The sequence below is a fragment of the Nitrobacter vulgaris genome (assembly GCF_002028545.1).
GTDB lineage: Bacteria > Pseudomonadota > Alphaproteobacteria > Rhizobiales > Xanthobacteraceae > Nitrobacter > Nitrobacter vulgaris.
This window is the reverse complement of record NZ_MWPQ01000009.1, coordinates 17,900-36,985: the sequence shown is the minus strand read 5'-3', so window position 1 is coordinate 36,985 and position 19,086 is coordinate 17,900. Positions and strand designations below refer to the sequence as shown.

Sequence of the window (19,086 nt, the reverse complement as noted above, 5' to 3'; positions counted from 1 at the left end):
GTCAAAAACTAGTGGAGGAGCGCTCTGGCGCTCCTCTACTACCCAAGATCAGCTTTTGATCTCGGAGGTCCAGGTTTTCTTGATTTGCTCGACGACCGAGTCCGGCATCGGAATGTAGTCGAGTTCCTCAGCCATCCTGCCGCCCTTCTCAAACGCCCATTTGAAGAACTTGATGGCTTCAGCGGAGGCCGCCTTGTCGGCCGGCTCATTGTGCATCAGGATGAACGTCGCGGCTGTGATTGGCCAGGAAGTCTCGCCCGGCTGATCCGTCAGGATGACGTAGTATCCCGGCGAGTGAGCCCAATCGGCGCTGGCGGCCGCGGCCTGGAAGGAAGCGATGGTCGGCTGCACCGCCTTGCCGGCCTTGTTGACGAGCGCGACATAAGTCAGCTTGTTCTGCTTGGCATAGGCGTATTCGACATAGCCGATCGAGTTCTTGGTCTGGCCGACATTGCCGGAAACCCCTTCATTGCCTTTGGCACCGACACCCGCCGGCCATTCGACCGCGGTGCCCTCGCCGACCTTGGACTTCCACTCCGCGTTCACCTTGGACAGATAGTTGGTGAAATTGAACGAGGTGCCTGACCCGTCCGAACGATGCACCACCGCGATCGGAGCCGAAGGCAGCTTGACGCCCGGATTGAGTTTCGCGATCACAGGATCGTCCCACTTCGTGACCTTGCCGAGATAGATATCACCGAGCAATTCGCCCGAAAGAACCAGTTCACCAGGCTTCACGCCCTCGACATTCACGACGGGTACGATCGCTCCCATCACCATCGGCCACTGCACAAGACCATCCTTCTCGAGCTTGTCGGCCTTCAGCGGCGCGTCGGTCGCGCCGAAGGTCACCGTCTTGGCAAGAATTTGCTTGATGCCGGCGCCCGACCCGATCGACTGATAGTTCAGACCGTTGCCGGTCTCTTTCTTGTAGGCATCAGCCCATTTGGAATAGACTGGAAACGGGAAGGTCGCGCCCGCGCCAGTGACATCGGCTGCCTTCGCCGGAACCGAAAAGACAGCCGCAGAGGCGACGACGAGGCCAGCGGCGGCGATGACCCGGAAGAAATTCATGCGCGATCTCCCTCGCATTGAGCAGAGAGCGCGGTTGCGCTCATCGCCCCTTCTAGGTACGGCCGATGCTGCTTTTACGACAGTTTGACGACAGTGGCATGACACATCCAAGCATCTGAAATGATTTAATTTTCAGCTTCCGTCGCGTTCTGCGCCTGTGGAAAACAAGCGGTAAAGCTCGCGCCATGACCGGGCACGCTCTCGATCAGGAGCCGACCGCGATGACGGTTGAGAATATGTTTCACCAAGGACAGGCCGAGGCCTGTGCCGCCTTGAGCCCGGCTGTCGCCGACGTCGACCCGATAGAAGCGTTCGGTAAGGCGCGGCAAATGCTCAGGCGCGATGCCAGGACCGAAATCCCGCACCACCACCCGGAATTCCGGCGCGCCCTCCGGCGAGACGCCGAGCATCGACGACACCATGACCCTGCCGCCGGACGCGCCATATTTCAGCGCGTTCTCGATCAGGTTCTCGAATAGCCGCAGCAGCTCCTCACGATCGCCGCAGATCCGCACCGAGGCCTCGGGCAATGCGACCTCGATCTCGACATGACGCTCCGCCGCCAGCGGCTCAAGTCCGTCGACGACCTCTCGTACGATCGGAACAACATCGACAATCGTCTCTGGACGCACATGCGCCGACAGCTCGACCCGCGACAGCGACAAGAGATCGTCGATCAGCCGTGCCATCCGCGCCGCCTGCGCGTGCATGATGCCAAGAAACCGCTCTCGTGCCCGGGCATCCTCGCGCGCAGGACCTTGCAGCGTGTCGATGAACCCCGAGAGCGCAGCGAGAGGCGTGCGCAACTCGTGGCTCGCATTGGCGACGAAATCGGCGCGCATTTCCTCGACCCGGCGCAACGGCGTCTGATCGTGAAACGTCAAAAGCATGCAATAGTCGACGCCACCGAATGCAGTCGGCACCGGAATCGGCGTGATGATCAATTCCATCCACCGATCGACCGGAACAGGATTGAGATAGGTCGTCCGCCGCGATTCCCGGGTCGCAATCGCCTCACGCAACGCTGTGACGATCTCAGGCGCTCGCAGTGCGAACTGCGCGAGCTCGCTCCGGCGCAACGCCGGTACGAGCTGCGCCGCCGCGGCATTGAGATGGATGACGCGGCCGACCCTATCGAGCAGCACGTTGGGATCCGGCATACCGGCAACGATGGCATGTGCCACCTCCGTCTCGACCGGATTGGCCCAGAGTTCGGTTTCGCGCGAGGCATCCGGATCCTGAACCTGCCAGGGCACCAGCGCCGCACCGGTGATGCAGACAAAGGCAACGATGGCGCCCAAAGGCTGCAAGCCGCCGAACACAACCAGTGCGGTCAAAACAAGCCCGGCAACGAGCAGGATGAGCGCGGAGCGGCGCAACCGGTCCGGCCAGGATGTGGACCTCGCACCGGGCCCTGAGACCCGGGAGGCGTTTGCTTCCGCAGCCGCTTGAGTGCTGTCAGGCGCCAGAATCGCCATGCTCCCCCAGATAGGGCAGTTTACTGTCGGGTCCAGCTTTCGATCCGGTCGGCGCCTTACCCACGCGTCTCATTCGCGCGCTGACAAAAACTTCCCGAAACGTGAGCAAGATTATGGAAATGGTGAAGGGCAAAACATAATAGAACAGCCGGAACAACAGCATCCCGGCCAGAAGATCCTTCTTCTCCATCTGCCACAGGCCGATCAGCATGGCAGCGTCGAACACGCCGAGCCCCCCGGGCGAATGACTTGCAAAACCCAGCAACGTCGCGGACACAAAAATCACCGCGACAACGACAAAGCCGACATTGGGCTGGTGGGGAAGCAGCACGTACATCGCGAGTGCGCAAAATCCCAGATCGACGATTCCGATAAAAATTTGCAGCAGCGTCAGCCGACTGCCCGGCAGAACCACCGTCCATGCCCCGCTACCAACGCGACGCGGCCGGATCCCAACCCAGATCACATACCCGATCAGTGCAAGAATGATCGCGATTGCGATCAGCCTATTGAACACTGGCGGAAGCTGATCAATGCTCGTCGCCGCCTCGGGGTGGTAGGCGATACCAAGTCCGAGCACGGCGGCATTGCCGAGCCAGAAGGTGAGACCCGCCAGAAAGCAGACTTTTGCGACATCGACCGCATTCAACCCCCAGGCGGAATAGATGCGATAGCGCACCGCCCCGCCAGTAAACACGCTGGCGCCGACGTTGTGGCCGACCGAATAGCTGGTAAAAGCCGCGAACGCCGTGACGCGGTAGGGGACATGAGTGACCCCGATGGTCCGCACTGCAAACAAGTCATAGAATGTCAGCGTGAAATAGCCCGCGGCAACGAACAGGCCCGCCAACGCGATCGAGCTCCACTCGGTCCGCTTGATGGCCTCCATCACCTCCTCGACATCGATGTCCCGGAGAATATGGAAGAGCACGTAGAAAGCGGCCGCGATAACAGTGACGCTGATCGCCACACCGAGCTTGTGCAGGATTCGTTTCCGGCGCAGAATCGAAATCGCTCTGCGTATTAATCCAAGCATCGAGAACCTCGAAATGCGGTCCACGGCAACGTCGTGCCTTTCCGCATTCATTCACGGGACATGGTCGTAGCGTGTTTTGGTTCCTAGTGGAATTCAGCCGGCGTCAACAAATCCCTTAATTTCAACACATCAGAGTGTCTCGCCAGAGTGTTCCGTCGATCCCCCGGACGCCGCCTGACGCGAGACTACCCCCTCGCGCAACCACGATCCGACCGCGCAACCTACAAGATAGACTCCGAGCATCACCAGTCCAAGGTCAAGCCAATAACCGAACCGGCCGGGAACAACGTGCATGAAAGCTGCCACAATCAGCGCTAAGACCAAAGCCGATAGCCACCGCGCAGTTGGTTTTGGGACTCCCCGCCCGCGATGCACCACCGCAATCCAACCCATAGCAAGGCCAAGCAGCAACGATACAATGAGCCAAACCCAGTGAAATCCTGCCAGGTAGACCATATCTTTACTGCCTCACAATGAAATCAATGCGTCGATTCTTCGCTTTGCCCTCGTCGGTGTCATTGGTGGCAATTGGCTGAGCGCTGCCGAATCCGATCGGCCTGAATCGACTGGCAGGCAATCCGGCTTTCACCAGAAAGTCCACAACCGCCTGCGCGCGTCGTTCAGACAGTGTCTGGTTAAATGACGCATCACCGTCACTGTCGGTGTGCCCCACGATCTCGATTGTGGCCGTCGGGCAACGCAGCGCGGTTTCCGTCAATTGATCGAGCAGGCCGATCGAATCGAGCTCCAACGTCGCCTGACCGGTTTCAAACTGAATGGTGCGCTTCTCCAGAAGTTCACCGAACAGTTGCTGACACACCGTCGGATCGACCGGGGCTGCCGGCGGCTTGACCGAAATTTCCATTTTTGCCTCCCAGCCACGAGGTAGATCCTTGGGCAAATTAGCGCGGATTTGCCTTTCGGCCGGGTCATATAGCGCGTCGCCGGAGAGATCGACGCTCCGATCAGAGACGACGAGTCTCCCTGTCGACAGACGCGACAAAGATCGCAGCGCCCGCGTGACGACGGCATCGAAGCCTGCCGGCGCACCCAGACTTGCCTTGAGCTTATCGATGATTTTCTCGCCGAATTTGCGGCCCGCGGATGCAACGATCGTGGCATGAATCGCATTGTCGGGCACATACCCCGTCAATATCAGCGTCCCGGCGACCGGATCCTTGTTGGCCTCGAAGACATATGGCGGGGCGTGAATATCGTTGGCGACCGAATATCCGTCAGGCAAATTCTTCAGCGCCGAGGCGATTGCCTCGCGTCCGCCAAGTTCACGCGCCATGCCTGACAGGTTCACCGTTAAATCCGAAATCGTTGCCTTGCCGGTCTTGAGCTTGCCTGTCTCACCGATCAGTAGTGTCGCTGCGGCTTCAAATCTCGGCGGCGCCCCGCGCTTTAAATCCATGTGATCAGCGATGTCGATGCCGGCAAACGTTGCACGCGCAGCGTCCAGCAGTTTGTTCTTGACCACCGGCAACGGCGCGTTTCCGCCGAGCGTTACCCTTCCGACCTTCCGTTCGATGGTCCAAACAAACGGTTTGGCTTCGGCGACGAGCGCGGTGCGATCGTTGACCCGTCGCACACCCGGGACCGTCTCTACCGAGGCCACCGCGTTGCTGCGTTCCTGCTCCGAAAACGCCTCGGCGGAGAACATAATGTCGCGCCCGGCGGCGCTGATCGTGGTTTTATCGAGAACGCTGTCCTTGAGTACGGCGGCGGCCTGCTCGCTCAGATCGGCTTCCAGCGGACCCGTTGTCGTCCAAGCGGCTAGCCCCCAAAGAACGGTGAGCGGGATGACACCCGGCCACCACTTGCTGCTCCATCTGAAAAATCCGCGCATTCAATATCCTGTCGCGCAAAATCTGCCGGCTGCCGACGGACCGGATCATGCAATCCGCTCCAGCTTTTGAAACGCGCACCGGGTAAAGCCGGACGCGATTCGGTCGGCCGCGCGTGACGAAATGAAGAGAAAACAAACCCTTGCCGGGCTGTCAAACCGAAATGAAACGGAGGCCTCATCAGCGACGGACCGAAGGGATAACCGTTTCTTCAACCGTTTCCGACTAAGATTTGGTCAACAGCAGGGACTGGCCGATCACTTCAAATGAAGCAGCTCCGCAACACCGTCATTCGGGCCGGATTGGATGCCCTGTATTTCAGCGGCGCTCATCATCTGCTGCGGCCGATCTTCGCAGGCGTCGGAACGATCTTCATGCTGCACCATGTGCGGCCGCGCCGAAATGCTCCATTCCAACCCAATCATCACCTGGAAGTGACTCCGGAATTTCTGCGCATGATCCTGGCCCATGTCCGGTCGCGCGGAATCGACATCGTGACCGCGGACGAGATGCATCGCCGGTTGAGCCAACGCGACTTCTCGCGACGGTTTGCGTGCTTCACCTTCGACGATGGCTACCGCGATAACCGCGACTTCGCACTGCCCGCAATGCGCGAATATGACGCGCCGTTCACCGTCTATGTCGCGAATGATTTCGCAAACGGAACCGGTCACCTCTGGTGGGTAGCGCTCGAACGGGTCATTGCCTCCACCGAGCGGATCGACAGCACGATCGGTGACACCGCCATACGTCTCGATACCCGCACAGTCGAACAAAAGCAGGGAGCGTTCTCTCTCATTCACGATCTGCTGCGTGGGCTGCCGGACGACCGCGATGTCGCGCGCGAACTGGATGGGTTGTGTGCACGCTATAGCGTCGATGAATCCATCATCAGCGCGGAGCTGTGTCTATCCTGGGACGAATTGAAAGCGTTCGCCACCGATCCGCTGGTCACGATCGGCGCTCATACCGTCAGTCACTGCAACCTCGCAAAGCGAAGCGAGGAGCAGGCCCTTCAGGAGATCACCTTCAGCCGGACACAGATCGAAGCTGTCTTGCAGCGTGCGGTCGTCCATCTCGCCTATCCCTACGGCGACCGTGACGCCGCGGGAGTGCGCGAGTTCGCTATGACCAAGGCGGCCGGTTTCAATACTGCGATCACGACGCGACCGGGCATGATCTTTCCTGAGAATGCGGAGCATCCGACCGCGCTACCGCGAATTTCCCTCAACGGAAACTATCAGACTGCCCGCGTCCTTCCGGTGCTGACGTCGGGCGCTGCCACCGCCCTGTGGAATGGATTCCGTCGCGTTGACGTCACCTGAGGCTTGAAGACGTTGTGCTCAAGCGTGCCTATTGGGATGAACACATCTCGTCACACATCATCGCGGTGCATTCCGATCTTCCCGACAGAAGCGAAGAGGCAGCATCTGCTTCATTGCGAATAAAGGATTTCAGTTCGCCGCCGGAACAGCCGCCGGAACGTTCCATGGCCGCGTCGGCGAAGCGAGGCCGATCAGCCTACCCTGGATGTAGTCGCAGCCCCAGTCGCGCAGCATGGCGGCGGATTGCTCGTCCTGAACCCACTCGGCAACCGTCCTGATATCGAGCCGCCGCGCGAGATCGATCAGCGTCTGCACGAACGCCCGGTCGTCGGAGGAGCGCGCGAGGTTGTGCACGAACGCGCCGTCGATTTTGACGATATCCACGCCGAGCTTGCGCAAGTTCCGGAACGAGGTGTAGCCGGCTCCGAAATCGTCGATCGCAATGCGACTGCCCAAGTTCTTCAACCGCGTGACGAATCGTTGGACGTCGTCGATATCCTGTATCGCCGCAGTTTCGGTAATCTCCACGGTCAGGCGTTCGGCCACGCCGGGATGCGCACCCATCAGTGCTTCGATCGCTGTCCACCAATCAACGTCCATGGTGGTCTCCGGCGAGATATTGAGGCTGAGCCGGACGTGGGGCGCTTCCGCGAGCTCGGCGATGACAAGCTCCAGCACGCGATGATCGACCAGACGGATCAGACCGAGCTTCTCCGCTACCGGCACGACATCAGGCGCGAGCAGAACCTGACCGTTCTGCTGCTGCATCCGGACCAGGCACTCATAAAACGCCGTTTCACGCGTGCGCGCGTCGACCACCCGCTCGAAAGCGGTGAGAATACGGCGCTCGTTCAATGCGGTCACGATCTCGTCGGTAACCCTGATGTTGATTCGACGCTGCGCGTCGCGCTCAATATCGGGTCGCCACACTGCGAGCGAACCGCTACGGCGACTTTTCGCAGCCTCGAGGACTTCCTGGGCGCGATTGATCGCTTCATCAGCGGTCCGAGCATAACGCGGAGCCAAAACGGCGCCGATCGAGGCGGTGACCGAAACGGGGCCGGATTTGGTCATCACGATCTCTTCGCGGATGCCCGCCAGAAGGCGTTCGGCCGCGACACTCACGTCGTCCAAACCGCAGTTCTTCAGGATCACTCCGAACTTGTTGCCGGAGAAGCGGCCAAGAACGTCGCCGCCGCGCAATCGCGCCCGGATGCGCCTGGCGACATCGCCGATCACCTCGTCGGCGACATCGAAGCCGAAAGCATTGTTGATGCGCGCGAGGTGATCGATCCCGACCATCATGAACGCAAACGACGAGCGGTAGCGCACGGCTTCCTCGATCGCTTCGGCGAGAGCCGCCGTCAGATACGTGCGATTAAGCTCGCCGGTCAGGGCATCGTTCCGGGACAGACTGATAAGCCGCTCGTCCCGCGCCCGCCGCTCATTCTCAAGCCGCACGATACCCTCGACGCGCACCGCCTTGCCATCGGCGTCGGCGAACCAGCATCCGGACTCCTCAATCCACAGCATCGGCGCGGAGGCACTGGCGCGCAGTCCATATTCGATGCGATAGGGCACTCCCTCCCCACAGCGCTGCCGGGCGGTTGGCGTGGCTGACAAAATATCGACACGGATCGATCCTGACGGTTCGATCAGAGCTCCATACCCGTTTCCGGTAGCAAGCGAGGGCGGGTCGATGTCCTGAAAGATCGATGCCGCTCCCTCGGTCCAGGTCAGGGAATCGCTTGGAATATCCCAAGTAAACGCGGCCCGACCCAGCGCCGCAAGAATCGCCGGCACCCGGGGTTCTTGAGTCGCTCGGGGCAGGGCCGTAGGCGCGCTGGCGGCTTGTGACGCATCAGCGCCGGACGAGGGATTGACTGCCGGTGAAATGGCGGATGTCACGGTCGCCTCATTTTAGGACGCTGCCAAGTGATTCCCATCTTAAAGAATAGAGCGTCCCGTCCCGGACACGCTAGGTAAAGTTCATAAAACAACCCTAAAGATCGCCATTTCCAACCCAAATGCGTTTCCTTCCCAAGGAAGCGGTCCCGGCACAGCTTTTGCGATGGTCGTTGCGAGCACGGGCACAATGTCCCGGAACAACACATTCACACAGGCTGCATCAACGATGACGATCGCAGGAACGGGCCGGATATCTGGAATCGCTGCCAATCCCGGGCGGGACCGCAGCGGCGCGACAAAGTCTCCGAGCCCAGGGCCGATGTCAGCCGTCGCGCCCGTGGAGCGTCGGCTGGTTCGGCGTTCCACGGCGCGCCATGACGCGTTCTTTGTCACGCAACTGATCGCCGTCGCGGAGCATAGTCCACAGACGCGGATGTTCCGCCGCGCGACGCCACAGGTCGCCCAGGCAGCCTATCATTCAACGGGCGAGCGGAATCAAGCGGGCGCGCGGTCTGGTCCGCGGCTACTGCGCGTCATCTGAGCCTCCAGCCTTTCCGTTCTGACGAACTCAGAAGCTGGGCGCTAGCGGCGGGACTGATCAGAAGGCATCGGCGTTTCGCTGCCCGGCTGGATGCGAGGACCCGGAACATCCGGATGCCGTTCGGCTCCGGCAGTCTCGCCATGAACGATCGGCGGGACACTCTCCGGAACCTGCTCGGCAACGACCGTTAGTGCGTCGGCGGGCTCCGGCGACGAAACCGATGACGCCATGGATGCAGGTGCCGGATCGAAGCGCGGTTCACACGCTTCGGCCTCTGCCACGCCTTGCGACGGTCCGGTGACCGCACGGGCAGGCCGCCGCGCCCGCAAGACGAAACCGGAGAGGAAATCGACCAGCGCCAGCAGCGTCAACATGAAGTAGGTCGACGAACCGAATTGCGGCAGCATCACGAATTCCGCCGCGGCACCCCCGAACACCGCCAGCGACAGCAGATGGTCGGTGAGATACTTGCCACCGGGGCGCACGCTTTTGATAATTTCGAACAGCAACAGGACGATGCCGAGCGCGAGCAGCGTGTCCCCGAGCGTCACCGGCCAAGGCACACCCGACATCAAGGTCAAGGTGAGAACGGGCTCCGTCAAGAGGACGCCCGGCATCAGGAAGACAATGATGTTGCAGATCGCTAGAGGAATCAGGAGCAGAGGGAAACCGATCACGGACATCACCAAGGCCTCCTTCATTCAAGCGGGAGGTTCGAGAACCGCGTGCCGAATCCCTCCGTCCCTGGCGCTCCCTTCATTCCAGCCCCGCGCCTGTTCCGGACCGCAAGGCTGATCAGGCCTGGGCTCAGGAGTCGCTCTTGGCCTTCAGAACCTGCCGGCCCTTGTACATGCCAGTTTTCAGGTCGAGATGGTGGGGACGGCGCAGCTCGCCGGAATCCTTGTCCTCGGCGTAGGTCGGCTTGCTGAGCGCATCTGCCGAACGGCGCATGCCACGCCGTGACGGCGATGTCTTTCTTCTTGGAACGGCCATATCCGTGTCCTTACAGGATGTTGTCGAGTCCGTCTCGAAACGCCAATGGGCAGGCGCGGCGAGTCCCGAACGCGCGAGTTGAATGCTGATAAGCCGGCCTTATAGGCCACGATCGCCGTGCCAGCAACTGCGCAGTTCGGATGCTCTGGCCCGGACCATATAGGTCCCGGCCAGCCGGCGAACCCCCGGGCCGGGCCTTCGGGCGCTGCGCCGGACTGGATTAGGCAGGATTGCAGCCAAGAGCGCCGCTTCCCGCGCCGTTAGGCTGGCTGCGGATCGCCCGAAGGCATAGCGGGACCCTGCTTCGACACCGAACTGGCCGCCCGGCCCCCATTCCGCGATATTCAGATAGATTTCGAGAATTCGCTGCTTGGGCAGTACCGCATCGATCCACATCGCCAGCGGAAATTCCAGCGCCTTGCGGACCATGCTGCGTCCGGGCCAGAGGAACAGATTTTTTGCCACTTGCTGAGTGATGGTGGAGCCGCCACGCCTGAACTCGCCGTCCTCGGCATCGTCGAGCACATCCCGTAGCGAATCCCAATCAATGCCGTGATGGCTGCAGAACTTTGCATCCTCCGACGCGACCACGGAGCGCGGCAGCGCCGAAGGAAGCGCGGAAAAATCGATCCATTGCCGCGACATCGGGGCGCCCGAGAGCGTGCGCCATATCATCAGCGTCGAGACCGGATGGCCGATCCGATACAGCGGCGTCAGCAAATAAGGCAACAGCAGCAGGCCAGTGACGAAGAGCACCCCGATACGGATCGCCCGCCGCATCAGGCCGCGACGCCTTCAATCGATCGGCGAACGGGTTCACCTCGTCCGTGACGGAGGGGATTCACAAAATCACCGTTAATTACACCGAAGCCGGCGTAAGAAGGCATTGAAAACTCCTTCTGTCGGATCACCGCGACCAGCAGATTGTCGGTCGGCCGGAATTGACGAAGCCGACACCATGAAGGATTGTCCCGCAAAAATCGACCTCGCCAAACCTTTGCAGTCTCGGTGCCCTTTTCTGTTCTTGGAGCCATTTTGATGACGTCAGGACTTTCATCCGCCGATTTTACAAAGCGCCTTGACACGACGGCGGACGAGACCGAGGTCCTGTTGGGAAAATTGCTATCCGACAGCCCTCTGCCCGACGAGATCGCGCGCCCGAAGCGGCTGATGGACGCCATGCGTTATTCCTCGCTCGGCGGCGGTAAGCGGTTGCGGCCGTTTCTCGTGGTCGAAAGTTCGGCTGTATTCGGCGTTCCGCGCGACGCCGCGCTGCTGGCCGGCGCAGCGCTCGAATGCATCCATTGTTATTCGCTGATTCATGACGACCTGCCGGCGATGGACAACAGCGACCTGCGCCGGGGGCGGCCAACTCTGCATAAGACCACCGACGATGCCACGGCAATCCTCGCCGGAGACGGTCTGCTGACGCTTGCCTTCGACATCATCACCCGCGACGAGGTCCATGACGATCCCGCCGTCCGCCTGTTGCTGACGCGCGCGCTGGCGCGCGCTGCCGGCATTGGCGGCATGGTCGGCGGGCAGCTGCTCGATCTCGCCGGTGAAGGCCGCTTCGGCGACCGCGAGCCGGTCGACGTGGCGCGCGTGCAGCAGATGAAAACGGGCGCACTGCTCCGCTTCGGCTGCATTGCCGGCGCGCTGCTCGGCCAGGCCTCGCAAAAAGATTATCAGGCGCTCGACGCTTACGGTCGCGCGCTGGGCGAAGCCTTCCAGATCGCCGACGACCTTCTCGACGTCGAAAGCGATGCGGCGGCGCTCGGCAAGCCGGCCGGCGCCGACGCGGCACTCGGCAAGACCACATTCGTCACCCAACTCGGCATCGACGGCGCCAAGAAACGCGTTCGGGACCTTCTGGCGAAGGCGGATGAGGCTTTGTCGGTGTTTGGTCCACGCGGTGACGTGCTGCGCGCCGCCGCGCATTTTGTCGCCGATCGCAAGAGCTGAAGCCGCCATGGCAGGCAAGGACGATGACGATCCGTTCTTGCTTCGCTTCAGGAAAATGCCCGCGCCGGCGCGCGTGATCTACGCCCGGCGCCGAACCTTCATCGCCGTCGCGATCGGCGTTATCGCCAGCTTCCTAATCCCCGACAATGTGCGGCTCGTCCCCCGGCTCCTGATCGGCTGGGACGTCTTCGCCGCGTTCTATCTCCTTCTGGTCTTCACCGTGGTATTCGGCAGCGGTGCCACCCACATCCGCCGAAATGCCCGGATTCAGGACGACGGCCGCTTCGTGATTTTGCTGATGACCGCAATCGGTGCGTTCGCCAGCATTGCAGCGATCGTGTTCGAGCTTGGCGCGCATAACCATAGCGCCCTCGACCTGACGCTCGCGATGCTGACTATCGCGCTGTCCTGGGCGGCCGTGCACACCACCTTCGCTCTGCATTACGCGCACGAATACTATCGCGGGAATAAACCCGGAGGTCTGCAATTTCCGAGCGGCGATCAGCGCGAGGACGCAGACTACTGGGATTTCGTCTATTTCTCATTCGTCATCGGGATGACCGCGCAGGTGTCCGATGTCGGCATTACCGACAAGATCATCCGCCGCACGGCGACGGCGCATGGCGTGATCTCGTTCTTCTACAACACCGCGCTGCTGGCGCTGATGGTCAATATCGCGGCGAGCGCAATCTGACCGGCATCACGCGGGTAAACACTTGCAGATCTGGACATCGCCGCGCCACCAAGCAAGATCATGGGGGCGCGTCTAATCGTTCCTTCCGGGCGGTTTCCGGCGATCCCGCCCGGCGGCTGGACGATCAGAATATCCTTGCGGTTGCGGTCAAGCTCTGTCCATTACGCTCTCGGCCCAGGAGCCCTCCGCTGGCATGACCGAAACCTTCCTGACATCCCTGCTCGTTCTTACCGTGATGGCCGCATCGGCCGCGCTGGCACGGCGGCTGGTGACGGCGCCGGCCATCGTATTTCTAATGGTCGGCATCATGCTGGCCTTCGTGCCGGGCTTTCCGCCCATCGAAATGCAGCCGGAGAGCGTGCTACTGATGGTGTTGCCGCCGCTGATCTATTCGGCCGGCGTTTCCATGAGCTGGCGCGAGTTCAAATCCAACCTGCGGCCGATCGCCCTGCTCGCCATCGGCTGCGTCATTTTCACAACCTGTACGGTCGCCGCCGTAACGCACTGGCTGCTCGGGCTGCCCTGGGGCGTCGGCTTCGTGCTCGGCGCCATCGTCTCGCCGCCCGACGTCGTGGCGCCGCTCGCCATCGCCAAACGGCTGCACCTGCCGCACAGGATTCTCGTTATCCTCGAAGGCGAAGGCCTCGCCAACGACGCCACCGCGCTGATTCTTTATCGTTTCGCGGTGCTGGCCGTCTCGACCGGCGCGTTTTCGCTGCCATCCGCCGCCGGATCGTTCATCTTCATCCTGCTCGGCGAAATCGCGTTCGGCATCATTGTCGGCTGGCTCAGCCTGCGGCTACGCCAGTGGGCCCATGACGCGCGGGTGGAAATCCTGCTGTCGTTGCTGACGCCTTATCTCGCCTATTGGGTTCCCGAACATCTCGGCGGCTCCGGCGTCATCGCCACCGTCGCCGCGGGACTTTACGTGAGCTGGAACGGACCGCTGCTGATCTCGGCGGCAACGCGGCTTCAGGGCATCTTCTTCTGGGATCTTGCCATCTGGCTGATCGAGGGCGTGCTGTTCCTGCTGATGGGTTTCGAAGTCCGGGTGCTGATGGAGAAGGCCAAGGCGGTTCCGGTCAGCCAGGTGCTAGTCGCGATCGCATTGACCTCGGCCATCGTGATCGCTGCGCGATTCATCTGGGTGTTTCCGGCCACCTACCTGACCCGCATCCTAAGCGCGCGGGTCAGGCGGCGCGATCCGACGCCGCCGTGGCGCTATGTCGCCGTCATCGGCTTCACCGGCATTCGCGGCGCGGTGTCGCTCGCGGTCGCTCTCGCTTTGCCGCTGACGCTTCCGGACGGCGAGCCGTTTCCCTACCGCGACCTCATTCAGCTGACGAGCTTCGGCGTCATCTTCGCGACGCTGTTCGGCATCGGTCTGACGCTACCGCCTGTCGTCAACCTGCTCGGCATTTCGCAGCACGGCCACCGTGAAGCACTGAATGAACGCGAAGCCGAGATCACGGCGCGGCGCAGCATTATCGAGGCCACGCGGGGCGCCCTCGACACCATCATCGCCGAACGCAAGCTGCCCGAAGGCCTCGCCAGGTTTCTCGAGGCACGGCACGAAACCCGGATACGGGCGTTACCCGATCCGCCGCGCGAGGGCGACGAACATTCGCCGGCGACGAAGGGAGCATCCATGGTGCGGGAAATCATCGGTATCGAGCGCGCGCATCTGCACAGGCTGCTACGTGAAGGCAAGATCACCGACGAAACCCGCCGCCGGATCGAACGCGATCTCGACCTCGAAGAAGCGGTTGTCAACAACCGGGAAAAGAATACGCCGCTGTGAGGAATACGACGAGCGCTCCGTCAATATGACGGCTGAGAAGCCGGCATATTGATCTCACGCGATTCAGGAGACGGCCTCACTCCGCCGCGCTCACCGCTTCGGCCCGCGCCTTGGCGCCGTTACCATATCGCTGCTCGATGTAATCGATCACCAGCGCCTTGAAGTCCTGCGCGATCGCCGGCCCGCGCAAGGTCTTGAACTTCTTGCCGTCGACGAAGACGGGCGCCGCCGGCGCCTCGCCGGTGCCGGGCAACGAGATGCCGATATCGGCGTGCTTCGATTCGCCGGGGCCATTGACGATGCAGCCCATGACCGCGACGTTGAGCTGCTCCACGCCGGGATACTGCGCCTTCCAGTTCGGCATCTCGTCGCGGATGAAGTCCTGGATCGATCGCGCCAGTTCCTGGAACGTGGTCGAGGTGGTGCGCCCGCAGCCGGGACATGCCGCGACCAGCGGCACGAAGGTCCGGAAGCCCATGGTCTGCAACAGTTCCTGCGCGACCTGAACTTCCAGCGTGCGGTCGCCGCCGGGCTCGGGCGTCAGCGAGATGCGGATGGTATCGCCGATGCCTTGCTGGAGCAGAATGCCAAGCGCGGCGCTTGAGGCGACGATGCCTTTCGAGCCCATGCCGGCTTCGGTGAGGCCGAGATGGATCGCGTAGTCCGAACGCGACGCCAGCGTCTGGTAGACGGCGATCAGATCCTGCACCGCCGAGACCTTCGCCGACAGAACCATTTTGTTCTTCGGTAGGCCGATCTCCTCGGCGCGCTTCGCCGACAACAGCGCCGACTGCACCATCGCCTCGCGCGTCACCGCCCGGGCATCGCGCGGCGCCGCCGAATTGGCGTTCTCTTCCATCAGCTTGGTAAGCAGCTCCTGATCGAGCGAGCCCCAGTTGGCGCCGATCCGCACCGCCTTGCCGTACTTGATCGCCATTTCGACGATGTCGGTGAACTGGCTGTCGCGCTTGTTCTTGAAGCCGACGTTGCCCGGATTGATGCGATACTTGTCGAGCGCTTCCGCGCAGGCCGGATGTTCGGCCAGCAGCTTGTGGCCGATATAGTGGAAATCTCCGATCAGCGGCGTGGTGATGCCGCGCTTGCGCAAGCCGTCGCGGATATACGGCACGGCGGCGGCGGCCTCGTCGCGATCCACCGTGATGCGGACCATTTCCGAGCCGGCGCGCGACAAGGCTGCGACCTGAGCGATCGTGCCCTCGACATCGGCGGTGTCGGTGTTGGTCATCGATTGCACCACGATCGGCGCGCCACCGCCGACGGCGACATTGCCGACCATCACTTGCGTGGTTGTGTGCCGCGGGCTTGGGCCTGCGACGTCGATATCCGACGGACTTTCGAACTTGTTCATGGGGCTCAAATATCAGGTTTTCGTAACATCCAGCAACGGATCAATGGAGAGTGTAGAGACTGTTTCGAGCCAGGGCCGACATGCCAACAACAATGCGATGCCCGAAAGCCGCATCCCCGGCATGAGATAGCCAGTCCCACACCAAAACAAAGAACTTATGAACCCAAAAGCCGACAATTCGCTGGCAAGCATTTAAACCACTGAAAAATTTACGAAAAATGTACGGATGGTCACTTCATTCATTGCCGCGAGTTGACGACGAGTGTCTCCTGTCAAGGTCATGAAGTATCCACCGTCAAGAACCCTCGTGCCTCGTAGCCCCGGCAAGAGCCCAATCGCAAGAACTACGGCGCGTTCTGGCAATGGGCGCAGGTGCCGGTAATTTCAACCACGGACAGCTTCGGCGTGAACCCCGTGGTGCGGGCTGCATCGCTCAGACTCTGCGCCACGCGGCTTGCGGGAATTTCGCCGACCGAGCCGCACTGCTCGCAGATCAAAAACGCCACCATCGCGCTCTCATCGTGGTCATGCCCGCAGGCCAGGAACGCATTACGGCTTTCGATACGGTGAACCAGGCCGTTTCCTATCAAAAAATCCAGCGCGCGGTAGACCGTGATCGGCGCGGGACGCGGCATCGACTTTGCCAGTTCCTCTATCACCTCATAGGCGCCGAGCGGCCGATGGCTCGACAGCAGCGCCTGCAGCACCTGGCGACGGATAGGCGTGAATTTCTGGGCACGCCGCGCGCAGATTTGCTCCGCGTGGCTGATCGCCTCCGCGGCGCAGCGGTCATGGTCGTGCCCCGGAACGGGGAATGTCGGTCTCGTCGCGGTCATTCGATTCACTCATCTAACCCGTTTAAGCCGGTTCTGCTCCCCCTTCAGCACCATCACCCGACAAATTTTGGTTCATATTGCAATGCAGCATAATGGACCAGGCCGAGCCGCTGCCGTGCGGAACTGCGAGGAGTGACGATCGACGGGGCGATCAGCGGCATCGTCTTCGTCATCAAAAACGGTCTGCGCTGGCGCGATCGATGCGACGCATCTGAAAGCACATCGTCCTGCGCCAGCCTTTTAATAAAGGCCTGTTCACCGACCTCTCGAATGCACGAAGAATGGCCTGAGGAACTTGCCGGGTTCAGACGCTCGGAATGCTTGACGTGCCGCGCTCAAGCAACGCTACAGCTTTGTTGCTGTGTTGTATTGTCGATGCGGCTAAAATTGATGTCGCTCAGAAAGCGGAATAGCAGCGGATTGAACCGCTCGGGCGCTTCGAGAAAGGGCGCGTGGCCGACACCGTCGATGATATGGCAGGAATGGTCCCAAAGTGACCTGTAGGAGATGCTTGCCACGTAGTCGAGGCGTGCAAACGGCTCCTCAGAACCGTTGACGACGGCAATCGGTGTTGACAGCTTTTCGACGATCCAGCGTTGATCGACGCCTAGCCCAGCTATCAACCCACGGCCCAGGATCTGACGTGCGCGACCGTCCGTGCGAGCGATTGTGTCGTGGAACCGCGCCGCGTGCTTCTCCCCGACGCAGACACGCGCGAATCGGCTGATCTCGTGCGCATTCAGAACGCTTTTTGTTGCGAGCAGCAGATCGCGCTGGATTCGAAAGCCGCGGACCATTCCCAGAATACCGCGCCTGATGGGCGGCGCTCCGACCAGCATAACACCGGAAGCTTCGAATCCCTGCCCGACCATTTCGAGGCTGATGTGCCCACCCAGCGACCAGCCAACAAGCGCCGCGCGCGTGATATTCAATGATCGTAAAGCCTCGATCAACGTGGCAGCATGACCGGGAATGGTGTAAGCTTGTTGCGGCTCCAGCGCGTCATCCGATTGCCCGTGCCCGAGAAGATCGATCGCGATGATGTGCTGTGTCGTCGCCCACGTTGTTTCGAATTGATGCCGAAATACGTCACGACAGGTCGAATTTCCATGTATAAAAACAACAGGCGTGCCGCTCCCTGAATTTTCCAGGAACGCCATTTGCCCTTGCGATGTACTGATCGTGCGCGACAACATCGCCCTACCTCTGTTCCCAGCTTAGGCACGATAAGACGCAAGAGGTGTTAAAGATTTAGGAGACATTTGTGAGTTGTTCGGCACCTCCTTCCGAAGCCAGCACTGCAGCGGTCGAAGATCAGGATGGCAAGATCCGCACGGATTATGTGTTGGGCCATTCCGACCGAGAACTTGAGAGGCTTCGCCGCCAGGGAGCGTTATTCTCCGATCTCACGCGTGATCTTCTCGTGCGCGCCGGCTTGAAAAAGGCGATGCACGTTCTTGATATTGGTTGCGGCGTTGGCGATGTTTCCCTGATTGCTGCAGACCTTGTTTCCCAAGAGGGAACCGTAAAGGGAATCGATCCGGCCACTGAGGCACTCGCGATTGCGCGGATGCGACTCGATGCCGACGGCAAGCCTTGGGCAAGCTTTTCGCCGGGGACGCTCGAAAGCCTTGAAGACTGTTCTCAGTTCGATGCGGTCATAGGCCGATTCATCCTTATCCATCTTGCGAACCCAGCGGAGGCGCTGAGCGGACTGCGGAACCGGTTGCGGACGGGCGCGATCTTGTCGTTTATTGAATTTGATCTGAGTACGGCAGCGGTCCACCCGCCGTTGACATTTTTCCAACAGTGTATCGGCTGGGTGGGTGAGGTTTATCGCCGGAGCGGGCGCCAGCTCGATATGGGGGTAGCGCTGTTCAGTACGTTCCGTGCCGCAGGTTTGACACCGCAGATGGCTGGGCTCACCCGGATAACGACCGCTGACGACGAGGCGGGGATAGACTTCCTGGTCGACTCTGTGCGCAGCCTGCTGCCGGCGATCGTGAAGCTGGGAATAGCGACCGAGAAAACCGTGGAAATCGATACGCTACGCCAGCGGCTTTTGCAGGAGGCCGCTTCCGACGAATATTGCGTTTTCTACCCGCGGCTTGTGGGGGCATGGGCAATCGTGCCCTGATCCAAGAGCTATTAAACGCGAAGCGATGCGTGGAAAAGGCGCACGACCGCCGCAATGCCGTAGGAGCCGGCGGCGAAAC

18 protein-coding genes are annotated in these 19,086 nt (G+C 61.1%); 6 read left to right on the top strand and 12 right to left on the bottom strand.

What is annotated here, in order from left to right:
* Positions 1 to 48: 48 nt before the first annotated feature.
* The 5 genes from pstS to B2M20_RS03210 form a co-directional block, all read right to left on the bottom strand.
* A complete protein-coding gene (pstS, locus tag B2M20_RS03230; RefSeq protein WP_079445658.1) occupies positions 49 to 1,074 on the bottom strand; it encodes a phosphate ABC transporter substrate-binding protein PstS in 1,026 nt (341 codons plus the stop codon).
* A gap of 125 nt (positions 1,075 to 1,199) precedes the next feature.
* Positions 1,200 to 2,552 (bottom strand): ATP-binding protein, encoded by a 1,353-nt coding sequence (locus B2M20_RS03225; protein WP_244553402.1) that lies wholly within the window; start codon positions 2,550 to 2,552, stop codon positions 1,200 to 1,202.
* The gene (locus B2M20_RS03220) at positions 2,533 to 3,588 is read right to left on the bottom strand and encodes a putative bifunctional lysylphosphatidylglycerol flippase/synthetase (protein WP_079445685.1); all 1,056 of its coding nucleotides are present in this window, start codon (positions 3,586 to 3,588) and stop codon (positions 2,533 to 2,535) included. The genes B2M20_RS03225 and B2M20_RS03220 overlap by 20 nt, the downstream gene beginning before the upstream one ends.
* Before the next feature lie 129 nt (positions 3,589 to 3,717).
* A complete protein-coding gene (locus B2M20_RS03215) occupies positions 3,718 to 4,044 on the bottom strand; it encodes a hypothetical protein (RefSeq protein WP_079445657.1) in 327 nt (108 codons plus the stop codon).
* A gap of 4 nt (positions 4,045 to 4,048) precedes the next feature.
* Positions 4,049 to 5,440 carry an OmpA family protein gene (locus B2M20_RS03210; protein WP_079445656.1) on the bottom strand — a complete coding sequence of 464 codons (1,392 nt, stop codon included), beginning with the start codon at positions 5,438 to 5,440 and terminating at the stop codon, positions 4,049 to 4,051.
* Between the two features lie 264 nt (positions 5,441 to 5,704).
* On the opposite strand from B2M20_RS03210, the gene B2M20_RS03205 reads away from it, so the two are divergent.
* Complete coding sequence (locus B2M20_RS03205; RefSeq protein ID WP_079445655.1) at positions 5,705 to 6,763, top strand: polysaccharide deacetylase family protein; 1,059 nt, start codon at positions 5,705 to 5,707, stop codon at positions 6,761 to 6,763.
* A gap of 129 nt (positions 6,764 to 6,892) precedes the next feature.
* Here the strand turns inward: B2M20_RS03205 and B2M20_RS03200 are convergent, their stop codons facing one another.
* A complete protein-coding gene (locus B2M20_RS03200; RefSeq protein WP_374708855.1) occupies positions 6,893 to 8,671 on the bottom strand; it encodes an EAL domain-containing protein in 1,779 nt (592 codons plus the stop codon).
* Between the two features lie 187 nt (positions 8,672 to 8,858).
* Here B2M20_RS03200 and B2M20_RS03195 point away from each other — a divergent pair, with 187 nt between their 5' ends.
* A complete protein-coding gene (locus B2M20_RS03195) occupies positions 8,859 to 9,212 on the top strand; it encodes a hypothetical protein (RefSeq protein WP_139372826.1) in 354 nt (117 codons plus the stop codon).
* Between the two features lie 41 nt (positions 9,213 to 9,253).
* Here B2M20_RS03195 and B2M20_RS03190 read toward each other — a convergent pair whose 3' ends face one another.
* The 3 genes from B2M20_RS03190 to mtgA all read right to left on the bottom strand — a co-directional run bounded on the left by B2M20_RS03190 (position 9,254) and on the right by mtgA (position 10,985).
* Positions 9,254 to 9,895: a hypothetical protein gene (locus B2M20_RS03190; protein WP_079445683.1), complete on the bottom strand. Its 642-nt coding sequence runs from the start codon at positions 9,893 to 9,895 to the stop codon at positions 9,254 to 9,256.
* A gap of 124 nt (positions 9,896 to 10,019) precedes the next feature.
* Positions 10,020 to 10,205 carry a 50S ribosomal protein L32 gene (rpmF, locus tag B2M20_RS03185; protein WP_009798498.1) on the bottom strand — a complete coding sequence of 62 codons (186 nt, stop codon included), beginning with the start codon at positions 10,203 to 10,205 and terminating at the stop codon, positions 10,020 to 10,022.
* Between the two features lie 99 nt (positions 10,206 to 10,304).
* Positions 10,305 to 10,985, bottom strand: a complete 681-nt coding sequence (mtgA, locus tag B2M20_RS03180) for a monofunctional biosynthetic peptidoglycan transglycosylase (RefSeq protein WP_079445653.1) — start codon at positions 10,983 to 10,985, stop codon at positions 10,305 to 10,307.
* A gap of 258 nt (positions 10,986 to 11,243) precedes the next feature.
* Between mtgA and B2M20_RS03175 the strand changes: the two genes are divergently transcribed.
* The 3 genes from B2M20_RS03175 (at position 11,244) to B2M20_RS03165 (ending at position 14,665) form a co-directional block, all read left to right on the top strand.
* Positions 11,244 to 12,170 (top strand): polyprenyl synthetase family protein, encoded by a 927-nt coding sequence (locus B2M20_RS03175; RefSeq protein WP_079445652.1) that lies wholly within the window; start codon positions 11,244 to 11,246, stop codon positions 12,168 to 12,170.
* A 7-nt stretch (positions 12,171 to 12,177) separates the two neighbouring features.
* Positions 12,178 to 12,864, top strand: coding sequence for a DUF1345 domain-containing protein (locus B2M20_RS03170; protein WP_079445651.1), 687 nt, complete (start codon positions 12,178 to 12,180; stop codon positions 12,862 to 12,864).
* Between the two features lie 193 nt (positions 12,865 to 13,057).
* On the top strand, positions 13,058 to 14,665 hold the full coding sequence (locus B2M20_RS03165; RefSeq protein ID WP_079445650.1) for a Na+/H+ antiporter: 1,608 nt from the start codon (positions 13,058 to 13,060) through the stop codon (positions 14,663 to 14,665).
* Positions 14,666 to 14,741: 76 nt separating this feature from the next.
* Here the strand turns inward: B2M20_RS03165 and ispG are convergent, their stop codons facing one another.
* The 3 genes from ispG to B2M20_RS03150 all read right to left on the bottom strand — a co-directional run bounded on the left by ispG (position 14,742) and on the right by B2M20_RS03150 (position 18,066).
* Positions 14,742 to 16,034 (bottom strand): flavodoxin-dependent (E)-4-hydroxy-3-methylbut-2-enyl-diphosphate synthase, encoded by a 1,293-nt coding sequence (gene ispG / locus B2M20_RS03160; protein WP_079445649.1) that lies wholly within the window; start codon positions 16,032 to 16,034, stop codon positions 14,742 to 14,744.
* 344 nt (positions 16,035 to 16,378) lie between these two features.
* On the bottom strand, positions 16,379 to 16,870 hold the full coding sequence (locus B2M20_RS03155; RefSeq protein ID WP_079445648.1) for a Fur family transcriptional regulator: 492 nt from the start codon (positions 16,868 to 16,870) through the stop codon (positions 16,379 to 16,381).
* 335 nt (positions 16,871 to 17,205) lie between these two features.
* Positions 17,206 to 18,066 (bottom strand): alpha/beta fold hydrolase, encoded by an 861-nt coding sequence (locus B2M20_RS03150; RefSeq protein ID WP_079445647.1) that lies wholly within the window; start codon positions 18,064 to 18,066, stop codon positions 17,206 to 17,208.
* Positions 18,067 to 18,212: 146 nt separating this feature from the next.
* Here B2M20_RS03150 and B2M20_RS03145 point away from each other — a divergent pair, with 146 nt between their 5' ends.
* Positions 18,213 to 19,007 (top strand): class I SAM-dependent methyltransferase, encoded by a 795-nt coding sequence (locus B2M20_RS03145; protein WP_274533933.1) that lies wholly within the window; start codon positions 18,213 to 18,215, stop codon positions 19,005 to 19,007.
* Positions 19,008 to 19,086 lie beyond the last annotated feature (79 nt).